This is a genomic window from Pseudomonas laurylsulfatiphila (genome assembly GCF_002934665.1).
Classification (GTDB): Bacteria; Pseudomonadota; Gammaproteobacteria; order Pseudomonadales; family Pseudomonadaceae; genus Aquipseudomonas; species Aquipseudomonas laurylsulfatiphila.
Genome location: NZ_NIRS01000007.1, coordinates 188,798 through 211,967, shown reverse-complemented (window position 1 = coordinate 211,967; position 23,170 = coordinate 188,798). Strand labels below are relative to the sequence as shown.

Below are 23,170 nucleotides of genomic sequence, written 5' to 3'. Positions count from 1 at the left end.
GGGCACCCGTCTCGCGATTCATCGGCGCCTCATGCAAACCTGCATGTTCGGCTCCCAACAAGGGCAGCACCGCAACACAAATTTATAGTTTTTTATTGTTACAGCGCTCTAGGCAAATCCTTCAGTTTCAGGCATATAATTTGCTTATGTTTGGCGCCCCGGCGCCCTGTAGTGGATGGCGCATGTGCGCCGGCGAATAAGGTGTTAAGCCCCTGCCATGAAACCATCGCTAGTCTTGAGAATGGGCCAGCAGCTGACGATGACACCTCAGCTGCAACAGGCCATCCGCCTGCTCCAATTGTCGACCCTGGACCTGCAACAGGAAATCCAGGAGGCCCTGGAGTCCAATCCGATGCTCGAACGCCAGGAAGAAGGCGACGACTTCGACAATTCCGACCCCTTGGCCGACAACGCCGAACAAAAGCCCAACACCGATATCCAGGAACCCTCCTACCAGGAAAGCGCCCCGACGGTTGATAACCTCGAAGAGGGTGACTGGAACGAGCGCATCCCCAATGAACTCCCCGTCGACACCGCGTGGGAAGACGTTTACCAGACCAGCGCCAGCAGCCTGCCCAGCAATGACGATGACGAGTGGGACTTCACCACCCGCACCTCGGCCGGTGAAAGCCTGCAAAGCCACTTGCTGTGGCAACTGAACCTGGCTCCGATGTCCGACACCGATCGCCTGATCGCCGTGACCCTGATCGACTGCATCAACAATCAGGGCTATCTGGACGAAACTCTCGAGGAAATCCTCGAAGCCTTCGATCCGGAACTGGACATCGAACTGGACGAAATCGAAGCCGTCCTGCACCGCATCCAGCAATTCGAGCCGGCCGGCATCGGCGCACGTAACCTGGGCGAATGCCTGCTGCTGCAATTGCGCCAGTTGCCAGCCAAGACCCCTTGGCTGGCCGAAGCCAAGCGCCTTGTGACCGATTACATCGACCTGCTCGGCAGCCGCGACTACAGCCAGTTGATGCGCCGCATGAAGCTCAAGGAAGATGAGCTGCGCCAGGTCATAGAGCTGGTCCAGAGCCTCAACCCGCGCCCGGGCTCGCAGATCGAGTCCACGGAAGCCGAGTACGTCGTTCCTGACGTTATCGTACGAAAGGACAACGAGCGCTGGCTGGTGGAGTTGAATCAGGAGTCGGTGCCACGGCTGCGGGTCAACGCCCAGTACGCCGGTTTTGTTCGCCGCGCCGATACCAGCGCCGACAACACGTTCATGCGCAATCAGTTGCAAGAAGCCCGCTGGTTCATCAAGAGCCTGCAGAGCCGCAATGAAACCCTGATGAAGGTTGCCACCCAGATCGTGGAGCATCAGCGCGGGTTCCTCGAATATGGCGACGAAGCCATGAAGCCGCTGGTCCTGCATGACATCGCCGAAGCGGTCGGCATGCATGAGTCGACGATTTCACGGGTGACCACCCAGAAGTTCATGCACACCCCCCGGGGCATTTATGAACTGAAATACTTTTTCTCCAGTCACGTAAGCACCTCCGAAGGCGGCGAATGCTCGTCCACGGCGATCCGGGCGATCATCAAAAAACTGGTTGCCGCGGAAAATCAGAAAAAGCCGTTGAGTGACAGCAAGATCGCTGGTTTACTGGAGGCACAAGGCATTCAGGTGGCTCGCCGCACCGTCGCCAAGTACCGCGAATCCCTCGGGATCGCGCCTTCGAGCGAACGCAAGCGGTTGATGTAGAGCCACGCCACAGCGTTCCAGTGGTAGATCATCTGATCTACCGCTTTATGCACTGGCAACGAAGGAGAAGCTGTATGCAAGTCAACATCAGTGGACACCAACTGGAAGTGACCGAACCTCTTCGCACCTACATCGGCGAAAAACTCGAACGATTGGAGCGACATTTCGACAAGATCACTAACGTGCAGGTCACGATGACCGTCGAGAAGCTGAAGCAGAAAATCGAAGCCACGCTGCATATTCCCGGGAATGAAGTGGTCGCCAATGCGGAACATACCGATATGTACGCTGCGATCGATGCACTCACCGACAAGCTGGATAAACAACTCAAAAAGCATAAGGAAAAGACCCAGAGCCTCCTTCAGGGCGCAACCGGTCGTTAACACTCCCAACCCATGATCCGACTTGAAAGTATCCTGACCCCCGGCCGTTCCCTCGTGAACGTGCCGGGCGGCAGTAAAAAGAAAGCCCTCGAACAAATTGCCAATCTGATCGCCCGCGAAGTGCCGGCTCTGGAGATGCAAGATGTCTTCGAGGCGCTGATTGCCCGTGAAAAACTCGGCTCCACCGGTTTTGGCAACGGCATCGCGATTCCACACTGCCGTCTCAAGGGTTGTGTATCGCCCATCAGTGCCTTGATGCACCTGGACGCCCCAATCGATTTCGACGCCATCGACGGCGCGCCGGTTGACCTGCTGTTCGTACTGCTGGTCCCGGAAGCCGCTACCGATGCGCACCTTGAGCTGCTGCGACAGATCGCCAGCATGCTCGACCGCAAGGACGTTCGCGAAAAACTGCGTCATGCCGCAAGCAACGAAGCCCTGTATCAGGTTGTCCTGGACGAGCAAAACGGTCAGTAATCATGCGCTTGATCATCGTCAGTGGCCGTTCCGGCTCGGGTAAAAGCACCGCCCTCAATGTTCTTGAGGACAACGGCTACTACTGCATCGACAATCTGCCTGCCGGCCTGCTGCCGGAACTGGCCGAACGAGCGTTGATTCATACCGAGATGATGCAGCCGCTGGTGGCTGTTTCCATTGACGCCCGCAACCTGCCCAGCCACCTGTCACGCTTCCCCGAGCTGCTCGAAGAAGTCCGCAGCCGCCACATTCAGTGCGATGTCCTGTACCTGGACGCCGACGAAGAAACCCTGCTCAAGCGTTTCTCGGAAACCCGCCGACGTCACCCCCTGACCAACGCCAACCGCTCGCTGGCCGAGGCCATCAACGTCGAGAGCGTCCTGCTCGGGCCGATTGCCGACCTCGCCGATCTCAAGATCAACACCACCAGCCTGAACCTGTATCAGCTGCGCGACACCATCAAGCTGCGCCTGTTGAACCAGCCAGAACCCGGTACTGCGTTCCTGGTGGAATCCTTCGGATTCAAGCGTGGCATGCCGGTGGACGCCGACCTGGTGTTCGATGTGCGTTGCCTGCCCAACCCTTACTGGAAACCGGAATTGCGCGAACAGTCCGGGCTCGATCAACCGGTTGCCGAATACCTGGCGGCACAGCCGGATGTCGAAGAGATGTTCCAGGACATTTCCACATACCTGCTAAAGTGGCTGCCTCGTTTTGCCGCCAGCAACCGCGCCTACGTCACCATTGCCATTGGCTGCACTGGCGGACATCACCGCTCCGTCTACCTGACCGAGCGTCTGGGGCAGGTGCTGCAAAAAACCCTGAAGAACGTCCAGGTTCGCCACCGCGACCTCAGCTAAAGGATTCACATCGCGATGCCTGCTCTGGAAATCGAAATCATCAATAAACTGGGCCTGCACGCCCGTGCTTCTGCAAAATTCGTTGGGGTAGCGGGTCAGTTCCCGTGCCAGATCAGGGCGGGTCGCACACCAGCGTCCATGGTCGATGGCAAAAGCATCATGGCGATGATGATGCTGGCCGCCGGCAAAGGCACCACGATCCACTTGAGCACAGAAGGCGAGCAGGAACAGGAAGCCCTGGATGCGCTGGTGGCGTTGATCAACAATTTCTTCGACGAAGGCGAATAAAGATCAAAAGATCGCAGCCTGCGGCAGCTCCTACAGTGGTTTGCGCCGCAGGCCGCGATCTTTTCAGGCCAGCGCCGTATCCATCACCATCATCAAACAGAACCCCATCAGCAGCCCGAGGCTGGCAAGCTTGTCATGACCGTTGCGGCGCGATTCGGGAATGACTTCGTGGGTCACCACCAGCAACATCGCCCCTGCCGCCAGCGCCAACCCCAAAGGCAGCAGCAGCTCGGCCAGGCTCACCAGCCAAGCGCACAACAGCGCGAACACCGGTTCGACCAACCCTGATGCGGCACCGATCAGGAACGCCTTGACCCGGGACATCCCTGCCCCGGCCAGTACCAAGGCGATAACCAACCCTTCCGGCACATCCTGCAAGGCAATGCCCATGGCCAGGCTGTCGGCTTCAGGCATGCCGCCACCGGCAGAAACACCGACCGCCATGCCTTCCGGGATGTTGTGGGCGACGATGGCAAACACGAACAGCCAGATGCGCGGAGCAATGACCGGGCGCTCCAGGGTGCCGATCAGCATGTCCGGGCTGGCACCGGAGACCTTCCGGTCCACCAGGAACAACCCGAACGCGCCGAGCATAATGCCGAAGCTGATCAGCCCACTGGATGCCCAAGGCGACAGTCCAAGCCCTTCAGCGGCAGAGATGCCCGGAACGATCAACGAAAATGCCGTCGCCGCGAGCATCACGCCAGCGCCAAAACCAAGCAAAGTGTCGCTGAGCACCTGCGGCATGCGCCGAATCACCAACACCGGTACCGCGCCCAACGCGGTACCCAGGGCGCAGATCGCACCGCCCTGCAGTGCGCGCAGCAACCTCGGCTCAAGGTCGAGCCATGCCAATCCATGGGCAACCAATAGGCTCATGCCCGCCAGCAGTAACAGCGATCCAAACGCGTAACGAAACATCCGTCCATTTCCAATCGCCAGTGTTTCAGTGCCCATAGCCCAGCCCAGGTTTTTTTTATAGAAGACTTAAACCAGTGCGGCCTGATAGCGCGCAGCGACTTGCGGCCAATTAATCACGTTGTAAAACGCGCTGATGTACTCAGGACGGCGGTTCTGATAGCGCAGGTAATAGGCATGCTCCCAGACGTCGAGGCCCAGAATCGGCGTATTGCCGCTCATTAACGGGCTGTCCTGGTTACCGCTGCTTTCCACCACCAGGGTCTTTTGCGCCGTCACGCTGAGCCAGGCCCAGCCACTGCCGAAGCGGGTCAACGCAGCCTTGGTGAAGGCTTCCTTGAAACTGTCGAGTCCGCCCAATTGCTCGTCAATAGCCTTGGCCAACGCGCCTTCGGGTTTCCCTCCACCGCCGGGTGTCATGACCTCCCAGAACAACGAATGGTTGGCGTGGCCGCCTCCCTGATTGATCACCGCCGCGCGCAGTTTTTCCGGCAGTTGCTGAACGGCAGATACCAGCTTCTCCACGGGCCACTCGGCATACTCGGTGCCCTCGACGGCCGCGTTGAGATTGTTGATGTAGGTCTGGTGATGTTTGGTGTAGTGGATCTCCATGGTCTGCGCATCGATGTGCGGTTCCAGGGCGTCGTAGGCGTAGGGCAAGGCAGGCAAGCTAAAAGCCATGTTCAATGGACTCCATGATGATGAGGCGCGGACGAAGCGGCATCGATGTGCAGCAGTCGATGGGTACGCGGATATTCGCCGTGTTCACTGATGAAATTCAGCAGCTCGACGTAGGTCTTGCTGCTCTGGCGCAACGCGGCTTCACGCAATGTTTGTGGTAGCCGCGAGTCCTGCATGGTCTGCAACAGCCGTTGGTGGATGGCGCACAAATATTCGGCGCTCTCCTCCGGCTGGTTCAGGCGCAAGTGCAGGTCTGCCAGGTTGTGATGGGAAATCACGCAAGCTGCCACCGCTTCGCCGGCATCCGCCCAGCGCTCGAACAGCACCTGGGCCAGGGCCAATGCCTGCAGATACGCCTCCCGGGCATCGACCAGTTCACCCTGCATGAAAAAGCGATTGGCTCTGTCGATCGTGCGTTTCCAGTGCTCCATGGTGCGCCTCCAAAGCGGCAGCGGGGCTTACACGCCGCCCGCGGTGAGTTTTTCCGGGTTGAGCAATTCCTCCAGCTGGCCGCGCGACAGGTCGGTGTGTTCCAGCGCGACGTCAATCACCGGCCGACCTTGCTGATAGGCCTTCTTGGCAATCTCGGCAGCTTTCTGGTAACCGATGATCGGGTTGAGCGCGGTGACCAGTATCGGGTTGCGCGACAGCGCTTCCTTGATCCGGCCCTCATTGACCTTGAAGCTGGCAATCGCCTTGTCCGCCAGCAGGCGGCTGGAATTGGCCAGCAACTCGATACTGCTGAGCAGGTTCTGGGCGATGATCGGCAGCATCACGTTCAGTTCGAAGTTGCCCGACTGACCGGCGATGGTGATCACGCTGTCGTTGCCGATGACCTGAGCCGCGACCATTGCGGTGGCCTCCGGAATGACCGGGTTGACCTTGCCCGGCATGATCGAAGAGCCCGCTTGCAAGGCTTCCAGTTCGATCTCGCCAAGGCCGGCCAGCGGACCGGAGTTCATCCAGCGCAGGTCGTTGGCGATTTTCATCAGCGACACGGCAGTCGCCTTCAGTTGCCCGGAAACCGCGACGGCGGTGTCCTGAGAGCCAATGAGCGCGAACAGGTCCTTGCCCGGCTGGAACTGAACCCGGGTCAATGTGCTCAGCTGCTGGCTGAAGCGCGCCGCGAACTCGGGGTGGGCGTTGACGCCCGTACCCACCGCCGTGCCGCCCTGTGCCAGGGATTGCAGGCTTGGTAGCAAGTCTTGCAGATGACTGATGTTGGCCTTGAGCTGTTGCGCCCAACCGTTGAGCACCTGACTCATGCGCACCGGCATCGCGTCCATCAGGTGCGTACGCCCGGTCTTGACGTGGTGATGAACCTGCCCGGCCTTGCGCTCGATGACCTGCACCAGGTGCGTCAGCGCCGGCAACAATTGCTCATACAATGCCAGCGCCGCACTGACGTGGATGGTGGTCGGAATAATGTCGTTGCTGCTTTGGCCGCAGTTGACGTGATCGTTGGGGTTCACCGCCTCGCCGAGCAAGCGGCTGGCCAGCGTGGCGATCACTTCGTTGGCGTTCATGTTGGAACTGGTGCCCGAACCGGTCTGGAAGATATCCACCGGAAAGTGCTGCATGAAATCACCTTCGAGCAGGCCTTGGGCCGCGTCGACAATGGCCTTGCCCTGGGCTTCGCCGATCTGCTTGAGCTCGATGTTGGCGCGGGCTGCCGCGGTCTTGGCCAGGATCAGCGCGCGAATGAACTGCACGGGCATCGGCTTGCCGCTGATCGGGAAGTTATCCACCGCACGTTGAGTCTGTGCGCCGTAGAGGGCGTCTTCCGGGACCTGAAGCTCGCCCATGCTGTCGCGCTCAATGCGTGTCTTGGTCATCTGTAGATCCTTGCACCAGTTCAGTAAGAGGAATCGAGGGCTGCAACTCACAGGTCGCGAGTTGCCAGGTGTAGCTCTGCCAGCGCTTGAGGCGGCATTTGCACAAAGAGAGGCGCTCCAGTTCGCGCAGCGGGCGCCAGGCCTGGTCGAGACAGTGCGTGCGCCAATGCCACGGCAGCGCGACATCGGCGGCGGTGTCGAGCAATAAACGGAAGGAAGTTTCGGCGACGGTCCAGGGTGAGGTTGCCGTGCAGGCCGCCAGATACCTGCCTTCGGCCAGATAGTGGTCGATCAGGCGAGGCTCGTCGGGATTCATCGCGCAACGGATCTGGCGACTCATCCAGCGCCAGCTTTCGAGGTAAGGCAGCTCGTGCAAGACAGAACTCATGATCCGGGCCTATTCGGTAATGAGATTTATTATTAGATGATAATGAGAAACAGTACAATGGCAGTACGGCGCGCAATATCTTCTGTAGGAGCCCGGCTTGCCGGCGATGGCGGCTTTGAAATCGCCATCGCCGGCAAGCCGGGCTTCTACAGGGATTGAGTAAGCTCAATAAAAAAGGCGCACCACCCATTGGGTAGCGCGCCTTTTTTGTACAGCCGGAGGCGTTAGCTACCCGCCACCGTCATCCGCTCGATCAGCACCGAGCCTGTACGAATATTGCTACGCAACTCAAGATCATTACCCACGGCCACGATCTGCTTGAACATGTCGCGCATGTTGCCGGCGATGGTCACTTCCTGGACCGCGAACTGGATTTCGCCGTTCTCGACCCAGAAACCCGCTGCACCACGGGAGTAATCGCCGGTCACCATGTTGAGGCCCTGCCCCATCAATTCAGTCACCAGCAAACCGCGCCCCATGCGCCGCAGCAAGGCCGCCTGGTCTTCATCGCCATGGGTGACGAACAGGTTGTGCACGCCGCCGGCATTGGCGGTGCTCGGCATGCCGAGCTTGCGGCCGGAGTAGGTGCCGAGGATGTACGACACCAGCTCGCCTTTTTCGACGAACGGTTTGGCGTAGGTTGCCAGACCATCTCCATCGAACGCCGCGCTGCCCATGGCACGCATCAAGTGTGGGCGCTCGTCGATGGTCAGCCACTCTGGAAACAGCTTCTGCCCCAGCGTGCCTTCAAGGAACGACGACTTGCGATACAGGCTGCCGCCGGAAATCGCCGACATGAAACTGCCGAACAGGCCGCCCGCCAACTCTGCGGAAAACAGCACAGGCACCTCGCAGGTCGGCACCGGACGCGCGCCCAGACGGCTCGCCGCCCGTTGCGCGGCACGCTGGCCGATGCTCACCGGATCGGCCAGCAAGTTGCCCTGACGGTTCACGTCGTACCAGTAATCACGCTGCATCTGGCCGTCCGCTTCGGCAATCATTACGCAGCTGAGGCTGTGGCGAGTCGATGCATAACCACCGATAAACCCGTGACTGTTGCCATAAACGCGGCAGCCCTGATGGGTGCTGAGGGTGGTACCGTCGGCGTTCTTGATCCGGCTGTCGGCGGCAAACGCCGCGGCTTCACAGGTCAGGGCCTGCTCGATGGCTTGCTCCGGCGTGATGTCCCACTGGTGAAACAGGTCGAAATCCTGAAGATCCCGCGCCATCAACGCGGCATCTGCCAGGCCCGAGGCTTCGTCTTCCGAGGTGTGCTTGGCGATAGCCAGAGCGGCGGCCACCGTTTCGCGAATCGCTTCCGGACCGCTGGCCGACGTGCTGGCCGAGCCCTTGCGCTGGCCTACATACAGGGTGATGCCAAAACCCTGATCGCGGTTGAATTCGACCGTTTCGACTTCACGCTGGCGCACCGAAGTCGAAAGGCCCTGCTCCAGGGAGACGGCCACTTCACAGGCGCTGGCACCCTGGCGCCTGGCTTCAGCGATGATCTGCTCGACCTGTTCCTGCAGTGCCGGCAATGCTTGTGGGCCGACGCTTTCAACTGCACTCATGCTGTTCTCCACTCAAATTCTGCTTTCGGTAACGGTCATCGAGCGACCGGGCCGGACAAGCGGCCCCCGACTGGTTATCATGGCGGCGTTTCTTTGCGGACTGCCACCATGGTTGATTCTTACGACGACTCCCTCGATACGGGAGAAAAAAGCAAATCCCAGGTCAAACGCGAGCTGCATGCTCTGGTTGACCTCGGCGAGCGCCTTACAACGCTCAAGCCTGACTTGCTCAACAAACTGCCATTGACCGACGGATTGCGCCGGGCCCTGGCCGATGCGCCCAAACACACCGCGAACATCGCGCGTAAACGGCACCTTCAGTTCATCGGCAAACTGATGCGCGATCAGGACACTGACGCGATTCTGGTTCTGCTCGATCAACTCGATGCCTCCACCCGTCAATACAACGAACGCTTCCATAACCTGGAACGCTGGCGTGATCGTCTGATTGCCGGTGACGACGCCGTACTGGAAAAATTCGTCGTCGAATACCCCGACGCGGATCGCCAGCAACTGCGCTCCCTGATCCGTCAGGCCCAGCACGAGGTTGCGCAAAACAAGCCTCCTGCTTCCAGCCGTAAAATCTTCAAGTACATCCGTGAGCTGGACGAGACTCAACGCGGACTGCGTTAAGTCATCGCAGCCCTTGTAGGAGCTGCCGAAGGCTGCGATCTTTTGATCTTTAAAAAGCAAAGATCGCAGCCTGCGGCAGCTCCTACAAAGGCGGTGTATCTCCTTACGACCCCGTGCCACCCACGGTGATCGCATCAATCTTCAGCGTTGGCTGGCCGACACCCACCGGCACCGACTGCCCATCCTTGCCACATGTGCCCACGCCGCTGTCCAGCGACAGATCATTACCGACCATCGACACCTTGCTCATGGCTTCCGGCCCGTTGCCGATCAGGGTCGCGCCCTTGACTGGGGCGGTGATCTTGCCGTCTTCGATCAGGTACGCCTCGCTGGTGGAGAACACGAACTTGCCACTGGTGATGTCCACCTGACCGCCGCCGAGGTTGGCGCAATAGATGCCGCGTTTCACCGAGGCGATGATTTCTTGCGGATCACTTTCGCCGGCGAGCATGTAGGTGTTGGTCATGCGCGGCATCGGCAGGTGCGCGTAAGACTCGCGACGACCGTTGCCGGTGCGTGCCACACCCATCAGACGGGCGTTGAGCTTGTCCTGCATGTAGCCCTTGAGTACGCCGTTTTCGATCAGCGTGGTGCACTCGGTCGGCGTGCCTTCGTCATCGACGCTCAACGAACCGCGACGACCGGCCAGGGTGCCGTCATCGACGATGGTGCACAGCTTGGAGGCAACCATCTCGCCCATGCGCCCGCTATAAGCCGAACTGCCCTTGCGGTTGAAGTCGCCTTCCAGACCATGACCGACGGCTTCGTGCAGCAGCACGCCCGACCAGCCGGAGCCGAGTACCACCGGCAAGGTACCGGCAGGAGCCGGAATGGCTTCAAGGTTGACCAGCGCCTGGCGCAACGCTTCACGGGCATAGCCCATGGCGCGGTCTTCGCCGAGGAAATAGCGGTAATCGGTCCGGCCGCCACCGCCATGACCGCCGCGCTCGCGGCGACCGTTCTGCTCGACGATCACGCTGACGTTGAAACGCACCAGCGGACGTACATCCGCCGCCAGGCCGCCGTCGGTGGACGCCACCAGAATCCGCTCCCAGACACCGGCCATGCTCACGGTGACCTGCTGGATGCGCGGGTCAAGTGCACGGGTCGCGGCGTCGACGCGCTTGAGCAAATCAACCTTTTCGGCACGGGTCAGCACTTCCAGGGGGTTGTCCGGCGCATACAACTGCGCGACATCCTGGCTGGTGAATGCCTGCACCGTACCGTGTTGCCCAGCCCGGGAAATCGAACGGGCGGCACGCGCCGCCGCACCCAGGGCTTCAAGGGTGATGGCATTGCTGTAGGCAAAACCGGTTTTCTCACCCGATTGCGCCCGCACGCCGACACCCTGGTCAAGGTTGAAGCTGCCTTCCTTGACGATGCCGTCTTCCAGCGCCCAGGACTCGGAGATCTGCCCCTGGAAATACAGGTCGGCGGCATCGATGCCCGGCCCGGCCAGATCGCCGAGCACGCCTTGCAGGCTCTCGATCGTGACGCCACCGGGCGCCAGCAGGTGTTCACTGACTGAGGACAACAACTCGCTCATATGCTTTACGCCTTAAATTCGTGTTTCTGATGCAGGTCGCTGGGCGCCCTGCGAGAAAAAGCGCCGGTGACTGGACACCGGCATCCGCGCCCGGATGGACGCCTGTTCGCTGCTGTCGCGTTCGGCCAGCAGCACGGCCTCGCCTTGATCCTGTTGTGCCAGCACACGCCCCCACGGGTCGACGATGGCGGCATGTCCGAAGGTTTCCCGCGGCCCCGGATGCGTGCCGCCCTGGGCAGCCGCGAGCACATAACATTGGGTCTCGATGGCCCGCGCACGAATCAGCACATCCCAATGCGCCGCGCCGGTCACCGCCGTGAAGGCCGAGGGAGCGGTAATCAGTTCCGCGCCGGCAGCGCGCAGTTCGCTGTACAGCTCGGGAAAGCGCAGGTCATAGCAAACCGTCAGGCCGACCCGACCGACCGGTGTGTCCGCCACGACCACTCCACTGCCATAAGCATAGTCATCGGATTCACGGTAACGGCCACGATTGTCCGCCACATCCACATCGAACAGGTGCAGTTTGTCGTAGCGCGCCACCGTTTCGCCCTGGTCATCGACCAGCAACGAACAGGCATGCGCCTTCGCCGTCGGCTGATCCACCGGCGGCAACGGCAACGTGCCGGCCACTATCCATAACTTGAGGTCGCGTGCGGTCTGTTTCAACCAGGGCAGGATCGGGCCTTCGCCCAGGGCTTCGGCGCGCCCGATGTCGGCAACATCGCGCCGGCCCATGGCGGCGAAATTTTCCGGCAATACCGCGAGTTTCGCGCCGCCGACAGCCGCTTGTTCGAGCAATCGACGGGCCTGGGCCAGATTGGCCAGCACATCGCTCTGGCTGACCATTTGAATCACCGCTACAGACATGGCCTTTTCCTTATTGAAATCAACACAGACCTTGTAGGAGCGAGCTTGCTCCGGGCGGCGTTCCGACGATGGACGTGAACGATGACGCAGGCTGTCTGAAAAAACGCGTCGCATTCAAACTCATCGTCGGAACGCCGCCCGGAGCAAGCTCGCTCCTACAGGGGGGCGAGCCGCAATGGCCATGCTACTCCATAGGCCCGAAGGATGGTTTTTCAAAAAGCCTTGTCGAAGGTGATTTTCGGTTCTTTCCACGGTCCTTTGACGGTGTACTTCACACTGGCGAAACGGGAGACCCGGTCACCGATCAGCTTGTCGATCAGGAACAACGCCCCGCCGACCGCCGGTGCACCGACGATCAGCGCGGCAATCGGCAGGTTATTGGTCACCGGCAAGGTCACCATCAGTTTCGCATCGATCTGATCGGCCACCATGTTCAGCGTGCCATCGAGTTCGATGGTGCTCGATGGCCCCGTCAGCTGGATCGGTTGACGGGTGACATACACACCATTCGTCCCGACCAGCAGCCCTTTGACCCGGTCATAACTCAGGCCTTTGCCGAACAGGTCGGAGAAGTCCAGGCGCAGACGCCGGCCGATGGAGTTGAAGTTGAGCAAACCAAATACCCGCAGTGCCTGGGCACTGCCTTCGACTTCGACGAACTGCCCCTGATTGAGTGTCGCATCGAGCGAGCCGGAGAAACGCTTGGTCGCCACCCAGGCCGGCGAGCCGGGCCAGCGGCCATCGACATCCATATAAAAGTCCCGGCTGGTGACGCTCGGCGCAAACCCCCAGCCCTTGAGCACATCGGCGAGGTTCTTGCCGCTGATGCGGCCCTTGTACCAGCTGTTGCTGGCGCCGGGTACGCCTTCCCAGCCACCACTGCCCACCAGCAGCATGCCCTTGAGCCCCAGATCCAGCGAGTTGAACACAATGCCCCTGGCCGTGGGGCGAACCTTCAGCGACCAGGTACCGACCAGATCCTGGCCCTGGAATAACTGATTGATCGTGATGTCCATCGCGGGGATTTTCGTCGGGTCCACCGACGCCAGCGGATCCGGCGAGTTCTCATCGGCCAGTACGGTCGGGTCCGGTGCCGGCAGGCGCACGGTTTGCAGATTGATCGCGACTGGCGTGGCCTTCGAATCGGGCAGGTTGGCGCTGCCCTTGATCTGCTCGCTGTCGAGTTGCAGCGCCCAGGCGGAGGGTTTGCGCGCCAGCTGGATCGACGCCTGATCAAGCGTGGTGCCGATACCGCTGAGCTTGCCCACCTTGAAATCCGCACCGCTGAGCAATTGCTTGGCGCTGCCGCCGGGGTCCTGCCCGGCGTATTTATCCACCAGATCCTTCCACGGGCCTACGTCCAGTTCCGACAACACGCCCCGTACCCGCAGACCTTTGGTGCCCGGCAACACGGCCTCGCCGCCGCCGAGGAACAAGTCCCCGCGACCGTCGGCGAAATTGCTGGCCGGGGCCGCAAACGTGAAACTCGCCAGATCCCCGTAGTTGACCCAATAGCGCCGCTCGTCGCCTTGCAACGTCATACGAAACGTCGTGTCGCGCCCGGCATCGGCGGCCATGCCGAAGGGCGCAGGCAAATCGACCGCCACGCCCTTGAGGTTGGAGTTGACCAGCAATTGGCTGTCGGCGCCATTGAGGGTCAGTTGCAGTTGATAAGGGATCACGCCACTCACCGGCAGAGGCTGGGTCACCTTCAGCCAGTCGGTCAGTTTCTTGACCTCGACCTGGCCCGACGCGGTCACCCGGGTATTGAGCTTACCCGGGCTGCCATCGGCAAAAATCTGTGCGGTGACCGGCTTGTCGAATGCCCGGGCGCTGATGTTCTGCCCGCTCAGGCCTTTGGCGCTGTCAAAACGGAAGTCACCTTTGAGCTGGGTCAGCTCCAGCACCGGCTCGGCCAGTTTCAAGCGTGCCCTGGCGGTCTTGAAATCGACGAGGATCTTCGGTTCCTCGCCTTTTGCCAGCGGAATATCCAGCTTCAACTTGCCGCTCAGATCACCCTCGCCTTCCCACCCGGCAAAGGTCGCCCCGGTGCCGATCGGCGCTTCCTGAAGGATTTTCAGGCCATCGCCCAAACCGCCGGCAAATCCGCCATCGAGGAACAAATGAACGTTCTGCCCCGCAGGCACATGGGGAATGTTGACGTAAACATCGCTGACCTGGGTGTCGAGCAACTGGCCTTTGCTGGCCAGAATCCGCACGCCGCTGTCTTCGACAAACACATCTCCGCTGACCTTGCTGACATGGGGCCAGCCCGGCTGGAAGGCCAGTTCGGCATCGTGAACCTTGAAGTACAGGCTGATGCTGCGATCGACGTCTGCGGCACCGTGGTTGAGCGACCCTTGATACTGGAAGAAGCCCTGGTCCACCGCGCCCTTGAGAATCGCCGTGCGCAGCCATTCGTCCAGCGCCGGGCTGAGGACCGTCGGCAAGTACTTGGCGGTGTAGCGACCGTCGCCGTCCACCATGCCCACCCGCAGGTCCATGTAGTCTTCCTGGGTGTGATCGAAATGCAGGCGAATCAGGAAGTCGCCGGCAATCTTGCCCTCCTCGCCCAGCACCTTCAGATAGGGCGCAATCAGGGTGAAGCCTTCTTTATCGAGTTTCCAGGTCAGCCGCGCGTTGGCCTGAATGTACTGCCATGGCTTGGCGAAAATCGGGTCCAGGTGCAGCATGAAATCCTTGCTGTCCATACGCAGTTCGCCGTGCCCCAGGTCACCGCTGATGCTGCCACTGACATTTCGCGCCGCCGGCGCACCGTGATAGGCATCGAAACCCACCTGGTCGAGGTTGGCGGCAAAGCTGAACTTGCTGTCGTCGGTGGCATTGGGTCGCACGTCGATCAATACATTGCGCAGTCCGCCCTTCACCTTGAGCCGCTCGACAACGGTGGCAAAGCCTTGCGGAAACGGCGCCAGGGCATTAAGCAGCGGCGTGAGCGGGGTCAGGTCGACGCGGTCGGCCTGTAGATGCCAGAGTTCTTCGGTCTTGTCGGTGGCGGCGCTTTGCTTGAGCTGCAAATGCGTTTCCCAGCGGACGTCGCCCAGGTTCATTGCCAGGGAATCCAGGGTCACCTGCATGCCTTCGGCACTGCGCTCGAAGTATCCATTGAGCGCCAGGTTGTTGATCTGGATCGGCTTGCGCTCGGCGTAGGCGCCCTTGAGTTGTGGTGCATTCAAGCGCACTGCGGCACTTTGCAAGAGGCCTTTGCCCCAGGTCAGCCACAGCTCGCCGCCGGCCTTGATCTCGGAGAAATTCCATTGCTGGCTGACGCGCTCGGGCAGCCACTTCGACCAGTCGCTTTGCGGCAGGCTCAGGTAGAACTCGGCTTCACCATCCTGCCATTGGCTGGCTCGAATGCGGGTACGCAGGCTCATGGCTACAGGCTGGCCGTCGGGCAGGGTCAGGCGGGCGTCGAGACGCTGCCGCGACGCACCGGTTTTCAGATTCAGGCCGACGTAGGTCAAGGTCAGCGGCGAATGTGCAAAGGGCTGCAAGGTCACCTGGCTGTCGAGTACAGACAATTGCTGGATCATCTGCATGCGATTGAGCAATTGTTCCGGATCGGTCGGCTGATCCTGTTGCACCGGCAAACCTTCCAGCGCCCATTGACCGTCGTCGCCCTCCTTGAGGCTGATCTTCAGGCCGCTGAGTTCCAGATGAGCGATGCGTACCTGACGCGCCAGCAGGCTGGCCCAAAGGTCCGGCACCGCGCGCACCTGATCCAGGTGCAGGGCATTGGCGCCCTCGCCGACGGTCACGTCGTGCGCCATCAATACGGGGGCGAATCCACTCCAGTTGCCTTCCAGTTCGCCGATTTGCAGCGGCATGCCCAAGGCATCGATGGCTTTGGTTTCGATATCGGCACGGTACTCGGCGACCAGTGGTGTCAGTTCCCGGCCAAGGCTGACGTAGAGTGCCATCAATACCAAAACCAACGCGCACAGGCCCAGACCCCAGCGGGTCAGTGCGGCCAAAATGCGTGTCAGACGGTCCATGTCAGATGGCCCCCATGGCAAAAGTTTTGCAAAAAGCTGAGGCCAGCCATTCTCGAATAATCAAAACGAAACGCTTCAGAGCAGCACCACGTCGTATTGTTCCTGGGAATACATGGTTTCGACCTGGAAACGGATGGTGCGCCCGATAAACCCTTCCAGCTCGGCGACGTTGCCCGACTCCTCGTCGAGCAGGCGGTCGACAACTTTCTGGTTGGCCAATACACGATAGCCCTCTGCCTGATAGGCGCGAGCCTCACGCAGGATTTCGCGAAAGATTTCGTAACACACGGTTTCCGGCGTCTTGAGCTTGCCGCGCCCCTGACAGGCGTTGCACGGCTCGCACAAGACTTGTTCAAGGCTTTCGCGGGTGCGCTTGCGGGTCATCTGCACCAGGCCCAACTCGGTGATACCGATGATGTTGGTCTTGGCGTGATCGCGTTCCAGCTGCTTCTCGAGCGTGCGCAGCACCTGGCGCTGGTGCTCTTCGTCTTCCATGTCGATGAAGTCGATGATGATGATTCCGCCGAGGTTGCGCAGGCGCAATTGGCGGGCGATGGCCGTCGCGGCTTCGAGGTTGGTCTTGAAGATGGTTTCCTCGAGGTTGCGATGGCCGACGAACGCCCCGGTATTGACGTCGATGGTGCTCATGGCTTCCGCCGGGTCGACCACCAGATATCCGCCAGACTTGAGCGGGACCTTGCGTTCGAGGGCCTTCTGGATTTCGTCTTCGACGCCATACAGGTCGAAAATCGGCCGCTCGCCCGGGTAATGCTCCAGACGGTCGGCAATCTCCGGCATCAATTCGGCGACGAATTGCGTGGTCTTCTGGAAGGTTTCCCGGGAGTCGATGCGGATCTTCTCGATTTTCGGGCTCACCAGGTCACGCAGGGTGCGCAGCGCCAGACCGAGATCTTCGTAGATCACGCTGGGCGCGCTGATGGTTTTGATCTGGGCGCTGATCTGATCCCAGAGCCTTCGCAGGTAGCGGATGTCCATGAGGATTTCATCGGCGCCAGCGCCTTCGGCTGCCGTACGCAGGATGAAACCGCCGGCCTCCTTGATACCTTCCTTGGCCACGCAATCGGTGACCACTTGCTTGAGACGTTCGCGTTCGGCTTCGTCTTCGATCTTCAGGGAAATCCCGACATGGGCCGTACGCGGCATGTACACCAGGTAGCGTGAAGGGATCGACAGCTGGGTGGTCAGGCGTGCGCCTTTGGAACCGATCGGGTCCTTGGTCACTTGCACCACCAGGCTCTGGCCTTCGTGCACCAGTGCGCTGATGCTCTCGACCGCCGGGCCTTCGCGCAGGGAGATTTCCGACGCGTGAATGAACGCCGCGCGATCCAGGCCGATATCGACGAATGCCGCCTGCATCCCCGGCAATACCCGCACGACTTTGCCTTTATAGATGTTGCCGACGATCCCGCGCTTTTGCGTACGCTCGACGTGGACCTCTTGCAGGACACCGTTTTCGACCACCGCCACGCGCGACTCCATCGGCGTGATGTTGATCAGGATCTCTTCACTCATGGCAGGGTCTCGTTCAGGCATGTTCACGATAATGGCCGCATCTGTTCAGAACGTTGCTTAGTGTGCGTTCCGGGTTTGCCAACAGGGTATGCCGAAATGGCCGAGCAGTTCCGCGGTTTCGCAAAGCGGCAGTCCGACCACCGCTGAATAACTTCCATTGAGCCCGGCGACAAACACCGCACCCAGTCCTTGAATGCCATAACCGCCCGCCTTGTCCCTTGGTTCGCCACTGGCCCAGTAGGCTGCGGCTTCTTCACGACTGATATCACGAAAACGCACGCGACTGGTGACAACCCGGGACTCGCAGCGTTCGCCGTCCAGCAGCGCAATCGCGGTCAGGACTTCATGCTCACACCCTGACAACATCATCAGCATGGCGCAGGCATCCGCTTGATCAACCGGTTTGCCGAGAATTTTTCCATCAAGCACCACGGCGGTATCGGCGCCGAGCACGCAGAACGGTTCGTCAGACACGACGCTGCCGCGCCCGGCCTCGGCCTTGCCGCGTGCCAGACGCTCGACATAGGCCGACGGGGATTCTTGATCTATAGGAGTTTCATCGATGTCCGCACTGACGGCGGAGAACGGAACGCCGATCTGCGTGAGCAATTCACGCCGGCGTGGCGAGCCAGAGGCGAGGTACAACCGTTTCATCAAGACCTCTCCCTGTCTAATGCTTGAGCGAATTAATTGATTTTGTAGCGTCGACGCAATCCGCGCAAACCGAAACTGATCCAGGGCCAGAGCAATGCACTGACCAGTGCCGGCAGCACCAGCGCCAGCGTCGGCTGACGATTGCCAGTCAAGGCACTGAGCCAGAGTTGTACAAGCTGGGCGAGGCCGAAGATCACCAGGATCACCAGGCTCTGCTGCCACATCGGGAACATCCGCAGACGCTGCTGCAGCGCCAGTACCAAATAGGTGATGAGGGTCAGGATCAAGGCATTCTGACCCAGCAAGGTACCGTAGAGCACGTCTTCAGCCAGCCCCAGGCAGAACGCCGTCACCATCCCCACGGTCTGCGGCAGGTTCAACGCCCAGAATGCCAGCAACAAGGCCAGCCACAGCGGACGCAGGATTTCCATGAATTGCGGCAAAGGCGACACGCTGAGGAGTAGACCGACGGCGAACGTCAGCCAGACTATCCAGCCGTTTCGGGATGCTTTTACACCGCCCATTATTCTCTCCCCACTGGAGTGGCCGGCGCGGAGACTGGCGGTTTGGCGGCAGGCTTCGCGGCAGCGGGTTGCGCCGCCGGCGGTTTAGCCGCCGCAGGATGCGTGGCCGCAGGCTTGGCTGGCGTGGTGGCTGGCTTGGCGGGTGCGGTCGCCGCCGGAGCCGCCGTGGCAGGAACTGCCGGTGCGACGACCGGTGCCGCGGGAACTGCGGGGTTGACCAGCTTCGGAACTGTCGCCGGAATCATCGGGCCACCGCCCTGTGCATCCAGGCTTTCCTGGGCCTGGGCGGCAGCGTTGGCGCGCTCTTCCGGGGTACGGGTGTCGCTGAACACCAGCAGCAGGTAACGGCTGCGGTTCAAGGCGGCGGTCGGAATGGCGCGGACAATGGCAAACGGCTGGCCGGAATCGTGAATCACTTCCTTGACCGTCGCCACCGGATAACCGGCCGGGAAACGTTGGCCGAGACCAGAGCTGACCAGCAAGTCGCCTTCCTTGATGTCGGCGGTATCGGCCACATGACGCAACTCGAGGCGCTCCGGGTTGCCGGTGCCGCTGGCAATCGCCCGCAATCCGTTACGGTTTACCTGCACCGGAATGCTGTGGGTGGTGTCGGTGAGCAGCAGGACGCGGGAGGTGTAGGGCATCAACTCGACCACCTGGCCCATCAGGCCGCGGGCATCGAGTACCGGCTGACCGAGGACCACACCGTCGCGCTCACCTTTGTTGATGATGATGCGATGGGTGAAGGGGTTGGGGTCCATGCCGATCAACTCGGCCACTTCGACCTTCTCGTTGACCAGTGCCGAAGAGTTGAGCAACTCGCGCAGCCGAACGTTCTGCTCGGTCAGGGCGGCAAGCTTCTGCATGCGCCCCTGCAACAGCAGGTTCTCGGTCTTGAGTTTTTCGTTTTCAGCGACGAGTTCGGTCCGGCTGCCAAACTGACTGGCAACGCCTTCCCAGAGTCGTCCGGGCAGATCGGTGATCCAGTAGGCATCCATCAGCACCAGCGACATCTGGCTGCGTGCAGGCTTGAGCAGACTGAAACGGGCATCGACCACCATCAGCGCGACCGATAGCACGACCAGCACCAACAGGCGCACGCCCAGTGAAGGGCCCTTGGTGAAAAGCGGTTTAATAAGCCGCTCCTCCCAGGCAAATGTTCTGTTTATTCATACGGCAGCAATCCGGCCTGGATGCAGACTGACAGAAGATAAACGCGAACAGGCAGCACTGCAAAGTGCCGCCTGCGCGCTCAACAGCATAGAAGCGATCCGGCGACTTATTCGCTGGAAAGCAGGTCCATGGTGTGTTTATCCATCATTTCCAATGCACGGCCACCGCCGCGAGCAACGCAGGTCAGCGGGTCTTCGGCAACGATCACCGGCAGACCGGTTTCCTGGGCCAGCAACTTGTCCAGGTCACGCAGCAAGGCGCCACCACCGGTCAGCACCAGACCGCGCTCGGCGATGTCGGAAGCCAGTTCCGGAGGCGATTGCTCCAGGGCGCTTTTCACGGCCTGAACGATGGTTGCCAGGGACTCTTGCAGAGCTTCCAGCACTTCATTGGAGTTCAGGGTGAATGCGCGTGGAACGCCTTCGGCCAGGTTACGGCCACGAACGTCGACTTCGCGAACTTCGCCGCCCGGGTAGGCCGTGCCGATTTCCTGCTTGATACGCTCGGCGGTGGATTCACCGATCAGGCTGCCGTAGTTGCGACGCACGTAGGTGATGATCGCTTCGTCGAAGCGGTCGCCGCCAACGCGTACGGATTCGGCGTAAACCACACCGTTCAGGGAGATCAGCGCGATTTCGGTGGTACCGCCACCGATATCCACGACCATCGAGCCGCGGGCTTCTTCAACCGGCAGGCCGGCACCGATCGCAGCGGCCATTGGCTCTTCGATCAGGAACACTTCACGGGCACCGGCACCGAGGGCCGATTCGCGGATGGCGCGACGCTCAACCTGGGTGGATTTGCATGGAACGCAGATCAACACGCGCGGGCTAGGCTGCAGAAAGCTGTTTTCGTGAACCTTGTTGATAAAGTACTGCAGCATTTTTTCGCAAACGCTGAAGTCGGCGATCACGCCGTCCTTCATCGGACGAATGGCAGCAATGTTGCCCGGAGTACGGCCGAGCATGCGCTTGGCTTCGGTGCCGACAGCAACGACACTTTTCTGGTTACCGTGTGTCCGAATGGCCACAACGGAGGGCTCATTCAGGACGATACCGCGCTCGCGCACGTAAATAAGGGTGTTGGCAGTGCCCAGGTCAATGGAAAGATCGCTGGAAAACATGCCACGCAGTTTCTTGAACATGGGAAAGGGACCCTAGGCAACGCGTGGGTAAAAAAGTGCGGCAAACTCTAACAACGACAGGGATTTTGGGCAAGGCGCCAATATGTTAAATTGGCCGCTTTTCTGTGCACCAAGCCCCACAATCGCGGCCTTATGACCGTAGAAGTGCGGTAGTGTTCCGACAATCTAACACACGGACGCCGTCCGTTTTGTTTTCCACTGGAGAATCCCAATGGCGCTTGAACGCTCCGACGTGGAAAAAATCGCTCATCTGGCCTGTCTGGGCCTCAATGATGCCGATCTTCCACACATCACTTCGGCCCTCAACAGCATTCTCGGGCTGGTCGACGAAATGCAGGCGGTCAATACCGACGGTATCGAACCGCTGGCCCACCCGCTGGAAGCCAGCCAGCGCCTGCGCGCGGACGTCGTGACCGAGACCAATAACCGCGAGGCCTACCAGTCCATCGCACCAGCGGTCGAAAACGGCCTGTACCTGGTTCCGAAAGTCATCGACTAAAGGGAAAGAGCCTGCAATGCATCAATTGACTCTGGCCGAGATCGCCCGCGGACTCGCCGATAAAAAGTTTTCCTCCGAAGAGCTGACCAAAGTCCTGCTGGCGCGCATCGCCCAGCTCGATCCACAGCTCAACAGTTTCATCAGCCTCACCGAAGACCTGGCACTGACGCAGGCGAAAGCCGCCGACGCCCGCCGGGCCAATGGTGAGAGCGGCGCCCTGCTCGGCGCGCCGATCGCCCACAAGGACCTGTTCTGCACCCAGGGCATTCGCACCAGTTGCGGCTCGAAGATGCTCGACAACTTCAAGGCACCGTACGACGCCACTGTCGTCGCCAAGCTGGCCGCTGCCGGGGCCGTGACCCTGGGCAAGACCAACATGGACGAATTCGCCATGGGTTCGGCCAACGAGTCGAGCTACTACGGCGCGGTGAAAAACCCGTGGAACCTGGAACACGTGCCGGGCGGTTCGTCCGGCGGCTCCGCTGCGGCGGTTGCCGCTCGCCTGCTGCCTGCGGCGACCGGCACCGATACTGGCGGCTCCATTCGTCAGCCCGCTGCCTTGACCAACCTCACCGGCCTGAAACCGACGTACGGTCGTGTTTCGCGCTGGGGCATGATTGCCTACGCGTCCAGCCTCGACCAGGGCGGCCCGATGGCACGCACCGCCGAAGACTGCGCGATTTTGTTGCAAGGTATGGCCGGCTTCGATCCGAACGACTCCACCAGCATCGATGAACCCGTGCCGGACTACAGCGCCAGCCTCAATGGCTCGCTGCAAGGCCTGCGCATCGGTGTGCCGAAGGAATACTTCAGCGCCGGTCTCGACCCGCGCATTGCCGAACTGATCCACAACAGCATCAAGGAGCTGGAAAAGCTCGGCGCCGTGATCAAGGAAATCAGCCTGTCGAACATGCAGCACGCGATTCCTGCCTACTACGTCATCGCCCCGGCGGAAGCCTCTTCCAACCTGTCGCGTTTCGACGGCGTGCGCTTCGGCTATCGCTGCGAAGACCCGAAAAACCTGGAAGACCTGTACAAGCGCTCCCGTGGCGAAGGCTTCGGCGCGGAAGTGCAGCGCCGGATCATGGTCGGTGCCTACGCGCTGTCCGCCGGTTACTACGATGCCTACTACCTCAAGGCGCAGAAGATCCGTCGCTTGATCAAGAACGACTTCATGGCGGCCTTCAATGAGGTCGACATCATCCTCGGCCCAACCACGCCGAACCCGGCCTGGAAGCTCGGCGCCAAGAACAGCGACCCGGTAGCTGCGTACCTGGAAGACGTCTACACCATCACCGCCAACCTCGCCGGCCTGCCGGGCCTGTCGATGCCGGCCGGTTTTGTCGACGGTCTGCCGGTTGGCGTGCAATTGCTCGCGCCGTATTTCCAGGAAGGTCGCCTGTTGAACGTTGCCCACCAGTATCAGCTCAACACTGACTGGCACACCCGCACCCCAACCGGCTTCTGAG

The 23,170-nt window shown here is 60.6% G+C and carries 22 protein-coding genes; 8 read left to right on the top strand and 14 right to left on the bottom strand.

Annotated elements, in window-relative coordinates:
* Positions 1–217: 217 nt before the first annotated feature.
* The 5 genes from CD175_RS25785 to CD175_RS25765 all read left to right on the top strand — a co-directional run bounded on the left by CD175_RS25785 (position 218) and on the right by CD175_RS25765 (position 3,719).
* Entirely contained in the window at positions 218–1,711 is a 1,494-nt protein-coding gene (locus CD175_RS25785) for an RNA polymerase factor sigma-54 (RefSeq protein WP_095944267.1), read from the top strand.
* A gap of 74 nt (positions 1,712–1,785) precedes the next feature.
* Positions 1,786–2,094, top strand: coding sequence for a ribosome hibernation-promoting factor, HPF/YfiA family (gene hpf, locus CD175_RS25780; protein WP_007941242.1), 309 nt, complete (start codon positions 1,786–1,788; stop codon positions 2,092–2,094).
* A 12-nt stretch (positions 2,095–2,106) separates the two neighbouring features.
* Positions 2,107–2,571, top strand: coding sequence for a PTS IIA-like nitrogen regulatory protein PtsN (ptsN, locus tag CD175_RS25775; protein WP_007986694.1), 465 nt, complete (start codon positions 2,107–2,109; stop codon positions 2,569–2,571).
* Between the two features lie 2 nt (positions 2,572–2,573).
* A complete protein-coding gene (gene rapZ / locus CD175_RS25770) occupies positions 2,574–3,431 on the top strand; it encodes an RNase adapter RapZ (protein ID WP_104450945.1) in 858 nt (285 codons plus the stop codon).
* A gap of 15 nt (positions 3,432–3,446) precedes the next feature.
* Positions 3,447–3,719: an HPr family phosphocarrier protein gene (locus CD175_RS25765; RefSeq protein ID WP_104450944.1), complete on the top strand. Its 273-nt coding sequence runs from the start codon at positions 3,447–3,449 to the stop codon at positions 3,717–3,719.
* Between the two features lie 63 nt (positions 3,720–3,782).
* Here CD175_RS25765 and CD175_RS25760 read toward each other — a convergent pair whose 3' ends face one another.
* The 6 genes from CD175_RS25760 to pmbA all read right to left on the bottom strand — a co-directional run bounded on the left by CD175_RS25760 (position 3,783) and on the right by pmbA (position 9,112).
* On the bottom strand, positions 3,783–4,676 hold the full coding sequence (locus tag CD175_RS25760; RefSeq protein ID WP_104450943.1) for a ZIP family metal transporter: 894 nt from the start codon (positions 4,674–4,676) through the stop codon (positions 3,783–3,785).
* A 30-nt stretch (positions 4,677–4,706) separates the two neighbouring features.
* Positions 4,707–5,318, bottom strand: a complete 612-nt coding sequence (locus CD175_RS25755; protein WP_102702545.1) for a superoxide dismutase — start codon at positions 5,316–5,318, stop codon at positions 4,707–4,709.
* Between the two features lie 2 nt (positions 5,319–5,320).
* Positions 5,321–5,749, bottom strand: coding sequence for a DUF2753 family protein (locus tag CD175_RS25750; protein WP_104450942.1), 429 nt, complete (start codon positions 5,747–5,749; stop codon positions 5,321–5,323).
* 27 nt (positions 5,750–5,776) lie between these two features.
* Positions 5,777–7,153 carry a class II fumarate hydratase gene (locus tag CD175_RS25745; RefSeq protein ID WP_104450941.1) on the bottom strand — a complete coding sequence of 459 codons (1,377 nt, stop codon included), beginning with the start codon at positions 7,151–7,153 and terminating at the stop codon, positions 5,777–5,779.
* Entirely contained in the window at positions 7,134–7,541 is a 408-nt protein-coding gene (locus tag CD175_RS25740) for a FagA protein (RefSeq protein WP_104450940.1), read from the bottom strand. The genes CD175_RS25745 and CD175_RS25740 overlap by 20 nt, the downstream gene beginning before the upstream one ends.
* A 224-nt stretch (positions 7,542–7,765) precedes the next feature.
* Positions 7,766–9,112, bottom strand: a complete 1,347-nt coding sequence (gene pmbA, locus CD175_RS25735; RefSeq protein WP_104450939.1) for a metalloprotease PmbA — start codon at positions 9,110–9,112, stop codon at positions 7,766–7,768.
* Positions 9,113–9,220: 108 nt separating this feature from the next.
* Between pmbA and yjgA the strand changes: the two genes are divergently transcribed.
* The gene (gene yjgA / locus CD175_RS25730) at positions 9,221–9,745 is read left to right on the top strand and encodes a ribosome biogenesis factor YjgA (RefSeq protein WP_007970253.1); all 525 of its coding nucleotides are present in this window, start codon (positions 9,221–9,223) and stop codon (positions 9,743–9,745) included.
* A 103-nt stretch (positions 9,746–9,848) separates the two neighbouring features.
* Here the strand turns inward: yjgA and tldD are convergent, their stop codons facing one another.
* The 8 genes from tldD to mreB form a co-directional block, all read right to left on the bottom strand.
* Entirely contained in the window at positions 9,849–11,291 is a 1,443-nt protein-coding gene (gene tldD, locus CD175_RS25725) for a metalloprotease TldD (protein ID WP_007970251.1), read from the bottom strand.
* A 12-nt stretch (positions 11,292–11,303) separates the two neighbouring features.
* Positions 11,304–12,158: a carbon-nitrogen hydrolase family protein gene (locus CD175_RS25720; RefSeq protein ID WP_104450938.1), complete on the bottom strand. Its 855-nt coding sequence runs from the start codon at positions 12,156–12,158 to the stop codon at positions 11,304–11,306.
* A 212-nt stretch (positions 12,159–12,370) separates the two neighbouring features.
* Positions 12,371–16,174, bottom strand: a complete 3,804-nt coding sequence (locus tag CD175_RS25715; RefSeq protein ID WP_104450937.1) for a YhdP family protein — start codon at positions 16,172–16,174, stop codon at positions 12,371–12,373.
* A 75-nt stretch (positions 16,175–16,249) separates the two neighbouring features.
* On the bottom strand, positions 16,250–17,707 hold the full coding sequence (rng, locus tag CD175_RS25710; RefSeq protein WP_007970246.1) for a ribonuclease G: 1,458 nt from the start codon (positions 17,705–17,707) through the stop codon (positions 16,250–16,252).
* A 57-nt stretch (positions 17,708–17,764) separates the two neighbouring features.
* A complete protein-coding gene (locus CD175_RS25705) occupies positions 17,765–18,361 on the bottom strand; it encodes a Maf family protein (protein WP_104450936.1) in 597 nt (198 codons plus the stop codon).
* A gap of 32 nt (positions 18,362–18,393) precedes the next feature.
* Positions 18,394–18,885, bottom strand: a complete 492-nt coding sequence (gene mreD / locus CD175_RS25700) for a rod shape-determining protein MreD (RefSeq protein ID WP_007970244.1) — start codon at positions 18,883–18,885, stop codon at positions 18,394–18,396.
* Positions 18,885–20,021, bottom strand: a complete 1,137-nt coding sequence (mreC, locus tag CD175_RS25695) for a rod shape-determining protein MreC (RefSeq protein ID WP_104450935.1) — start codon at positions 20,019–20,021, stop codon at positions 18,885–18,887. The genes mreD and mreC overlap by 1 nt, the downstream gene beginning before the upstream one ends.
* 143 nt (positions 20,022–20,164) lie before the next feature.
* The gene (mreB, locus tag CD175_RS25690; protein ID WP_002555108.1) at positions 20,165–21,202 is read right to left on the bottom strand and encodes a rod shape-determining protein MreB; all 1,038 of its coding nucleotides are present in this window, start codon (positions 21,200–21,202) and stop codon (positions 20,165–20,167) included.
* Positions 21,203–21,413: 211 nt separating this feature from the next.
* On the opposite strand from mreB, the gene gatC reads away from it, so the two are divergent.
* Positions 21,414–21,701 carry an Asp-tRNA(Asn)/Glu-tRNA(Gln) amidotransferase subunit GatC gene (gene gatC / locus CD175_RS25685; RefSeq protein WP_007976465.1) on the top strand — a complete coding sequence of 96 codons (288 nt, stop codon included), beginning with the start codon at positions 21,414–21,416 and terminating at the stop codon, positions 21,699–21,701.
* Positions 21,702–21,717: 16 nt separating this feature from the next.
* Positions 21,718–23,169: an Asp-tRNA(Asn)/Glu-tRNA(Gln) amidotransferase subunit GatA gene (gene gatA / locus CD175_RS25680; RefSeq protein ID WP_104450934.1), complete on the top strand. Its 1,452-nt coding sequence runs from the start codon at positions 21,718–21,720 to the stop codon at positions 23,167–23,169.
* The last annotated feature ends 1 nt before the right edge of the window (position 23,170 follow it).

Bases quoted from the DNA above. Each gene is read 5' to 3' on its own strand.
- CD175_RS25740 (WP_104450940.1), bottom strand. From the start codon at position 7,541: ATGAGTTCTGTCTTGCACGAGCTGCCTTACCTCGAAAGCTGGCGCTGG.
- CD175_RS25765 (WP_104450944.1), top strand. From the start codon at position 3,447: ATGCCTGCTCTGGAAATCGAAATCATCAATAAACTGGGCCTGCACGCC.
- hpf (WP_007941242.1), top strand. From the start codon at position 1,786: ATGCAAGTCAACATCAGTGGACACCAACTGGAAGTGACCGAACCTCTT.
- gatA (WP_104450934.1), top strand. From the start codon at position 21,718: ATGCATCAATTGACTCTGGCCGAGATCGCCCGCGGACTCGCCGATAAA.
- CD175_RS25745 (WP_104450941.1), bottom strand. From the start codon at position 7,153: ATGACCAAGACACGCATTGAGCGCGACAGCATGGGCGAGCTTCAGGTC.
- CD175_RS25715 (WP_104450937.1), bottom strand. From the start codon at position 16,174: ATGGACCGTCTGACACGCATTTTGGCCGCACTGACCCGCTGGGGTCTG.
- rng (WP_007970246.1), bottom strand. From the start codon at position 17,707: ATGAGTGAAGAGATCCTGATCAACATCACGCCGATGGAGTCGCGCGTG.
- CD175_RS25760 (WP_104450943.1), bottom strand. From the start codon at position 4,676: ATGGGCACTGAAACACTGGCGATTGGAAATGGACGGATGTTTCGTTAC.
- CD175_RS25705 (WP_104450936.1), bottom strand. From the start codon at position 18,361: ATGAAACGGTTGTACCTCGCCTCTGGCTCGCCACGCCGGCGTGAATTG.
- CD175_RS25720 (WP_104450938.1), bottom strand. From the start codon at position 12,158: ATGTCTGTAGCGGTGATTCAAATGGTCAGCCAGAGCGATGTGCTGGCC.
- CD175_RS25750 (WP_104450942.1), bottom strand. From the start codon at position 5,749: ATGGAGCACTGGAAACGCACGATCGACAGAGCCAATCGCTTTTTCATG.
- tldD (WP_007970251.1), bottom strand. From the start codon at position 11,291: ATGAGCGAGTTGTTGTCCTCAGTCAGTGAACACCTGCTGGCGCCCGGT.
- CD175_RS25785 (WP_095944267.1), top strand. From the start codon at position 218: ATGAAACCATCGCTAGTCTTGAGAATGGGCCAGCAGCTGACGATGACA.
- mreD (WP_007970244.1), bottom strand. From the start codon at position 18,885: ATGGGCGGTGTAAAAGCATCCCGAAACGGCTGGATAGTCTGGCTGACG.
- CD175_RS25755 (WP_102702545.1), bottom strand. From the start codon at position 5,318: ATGGCTTTTAGCTTGCCTGCCTTGCCCTACGCCTACGACGCCCTGGAA.
- mreB (WP_002555108.1), bottom strand. From the start codon at position 21,202: ATGTTCAAGAAACTGCGTGGCATGTTTTCCAGCGATCTTTCCATTGAC.
- pmbA (WP_104450939.1), bottom strand. From the start codon at position 9,112: ATGAGTGCAGTTGAAAGCGTCGGCCCACAAGCATTGCCGGCACTGCAG.
- gatC (WP_007976465.1), top strand. From the start codon at position 21,414: ATGGCGCTTGAACGCTCCGACGTGGAAAAAATCGCTCATCTGGCCTGT.
- yjgA (WP_007970253.1), top strand. From the start codon at position 9,221: ATGGTTGATTCTTACGACGACTCCCTCGATACGGGAGAAAAAAGCAAA.
- ptsN (WP_007986694.1), top strand. From the start codon at position 2,107: ATGATCCGACTTGAAAGTATCCTGACCCCCGGCCGTTCCCTCGTGAAC.
- rapZ (WP_104450945.1), top strand. From the start codon at position 2,574: ATGCGCTTGATCATCGTCAGTGGCCGTTCCGGCTCGGGTAAAAGCACC.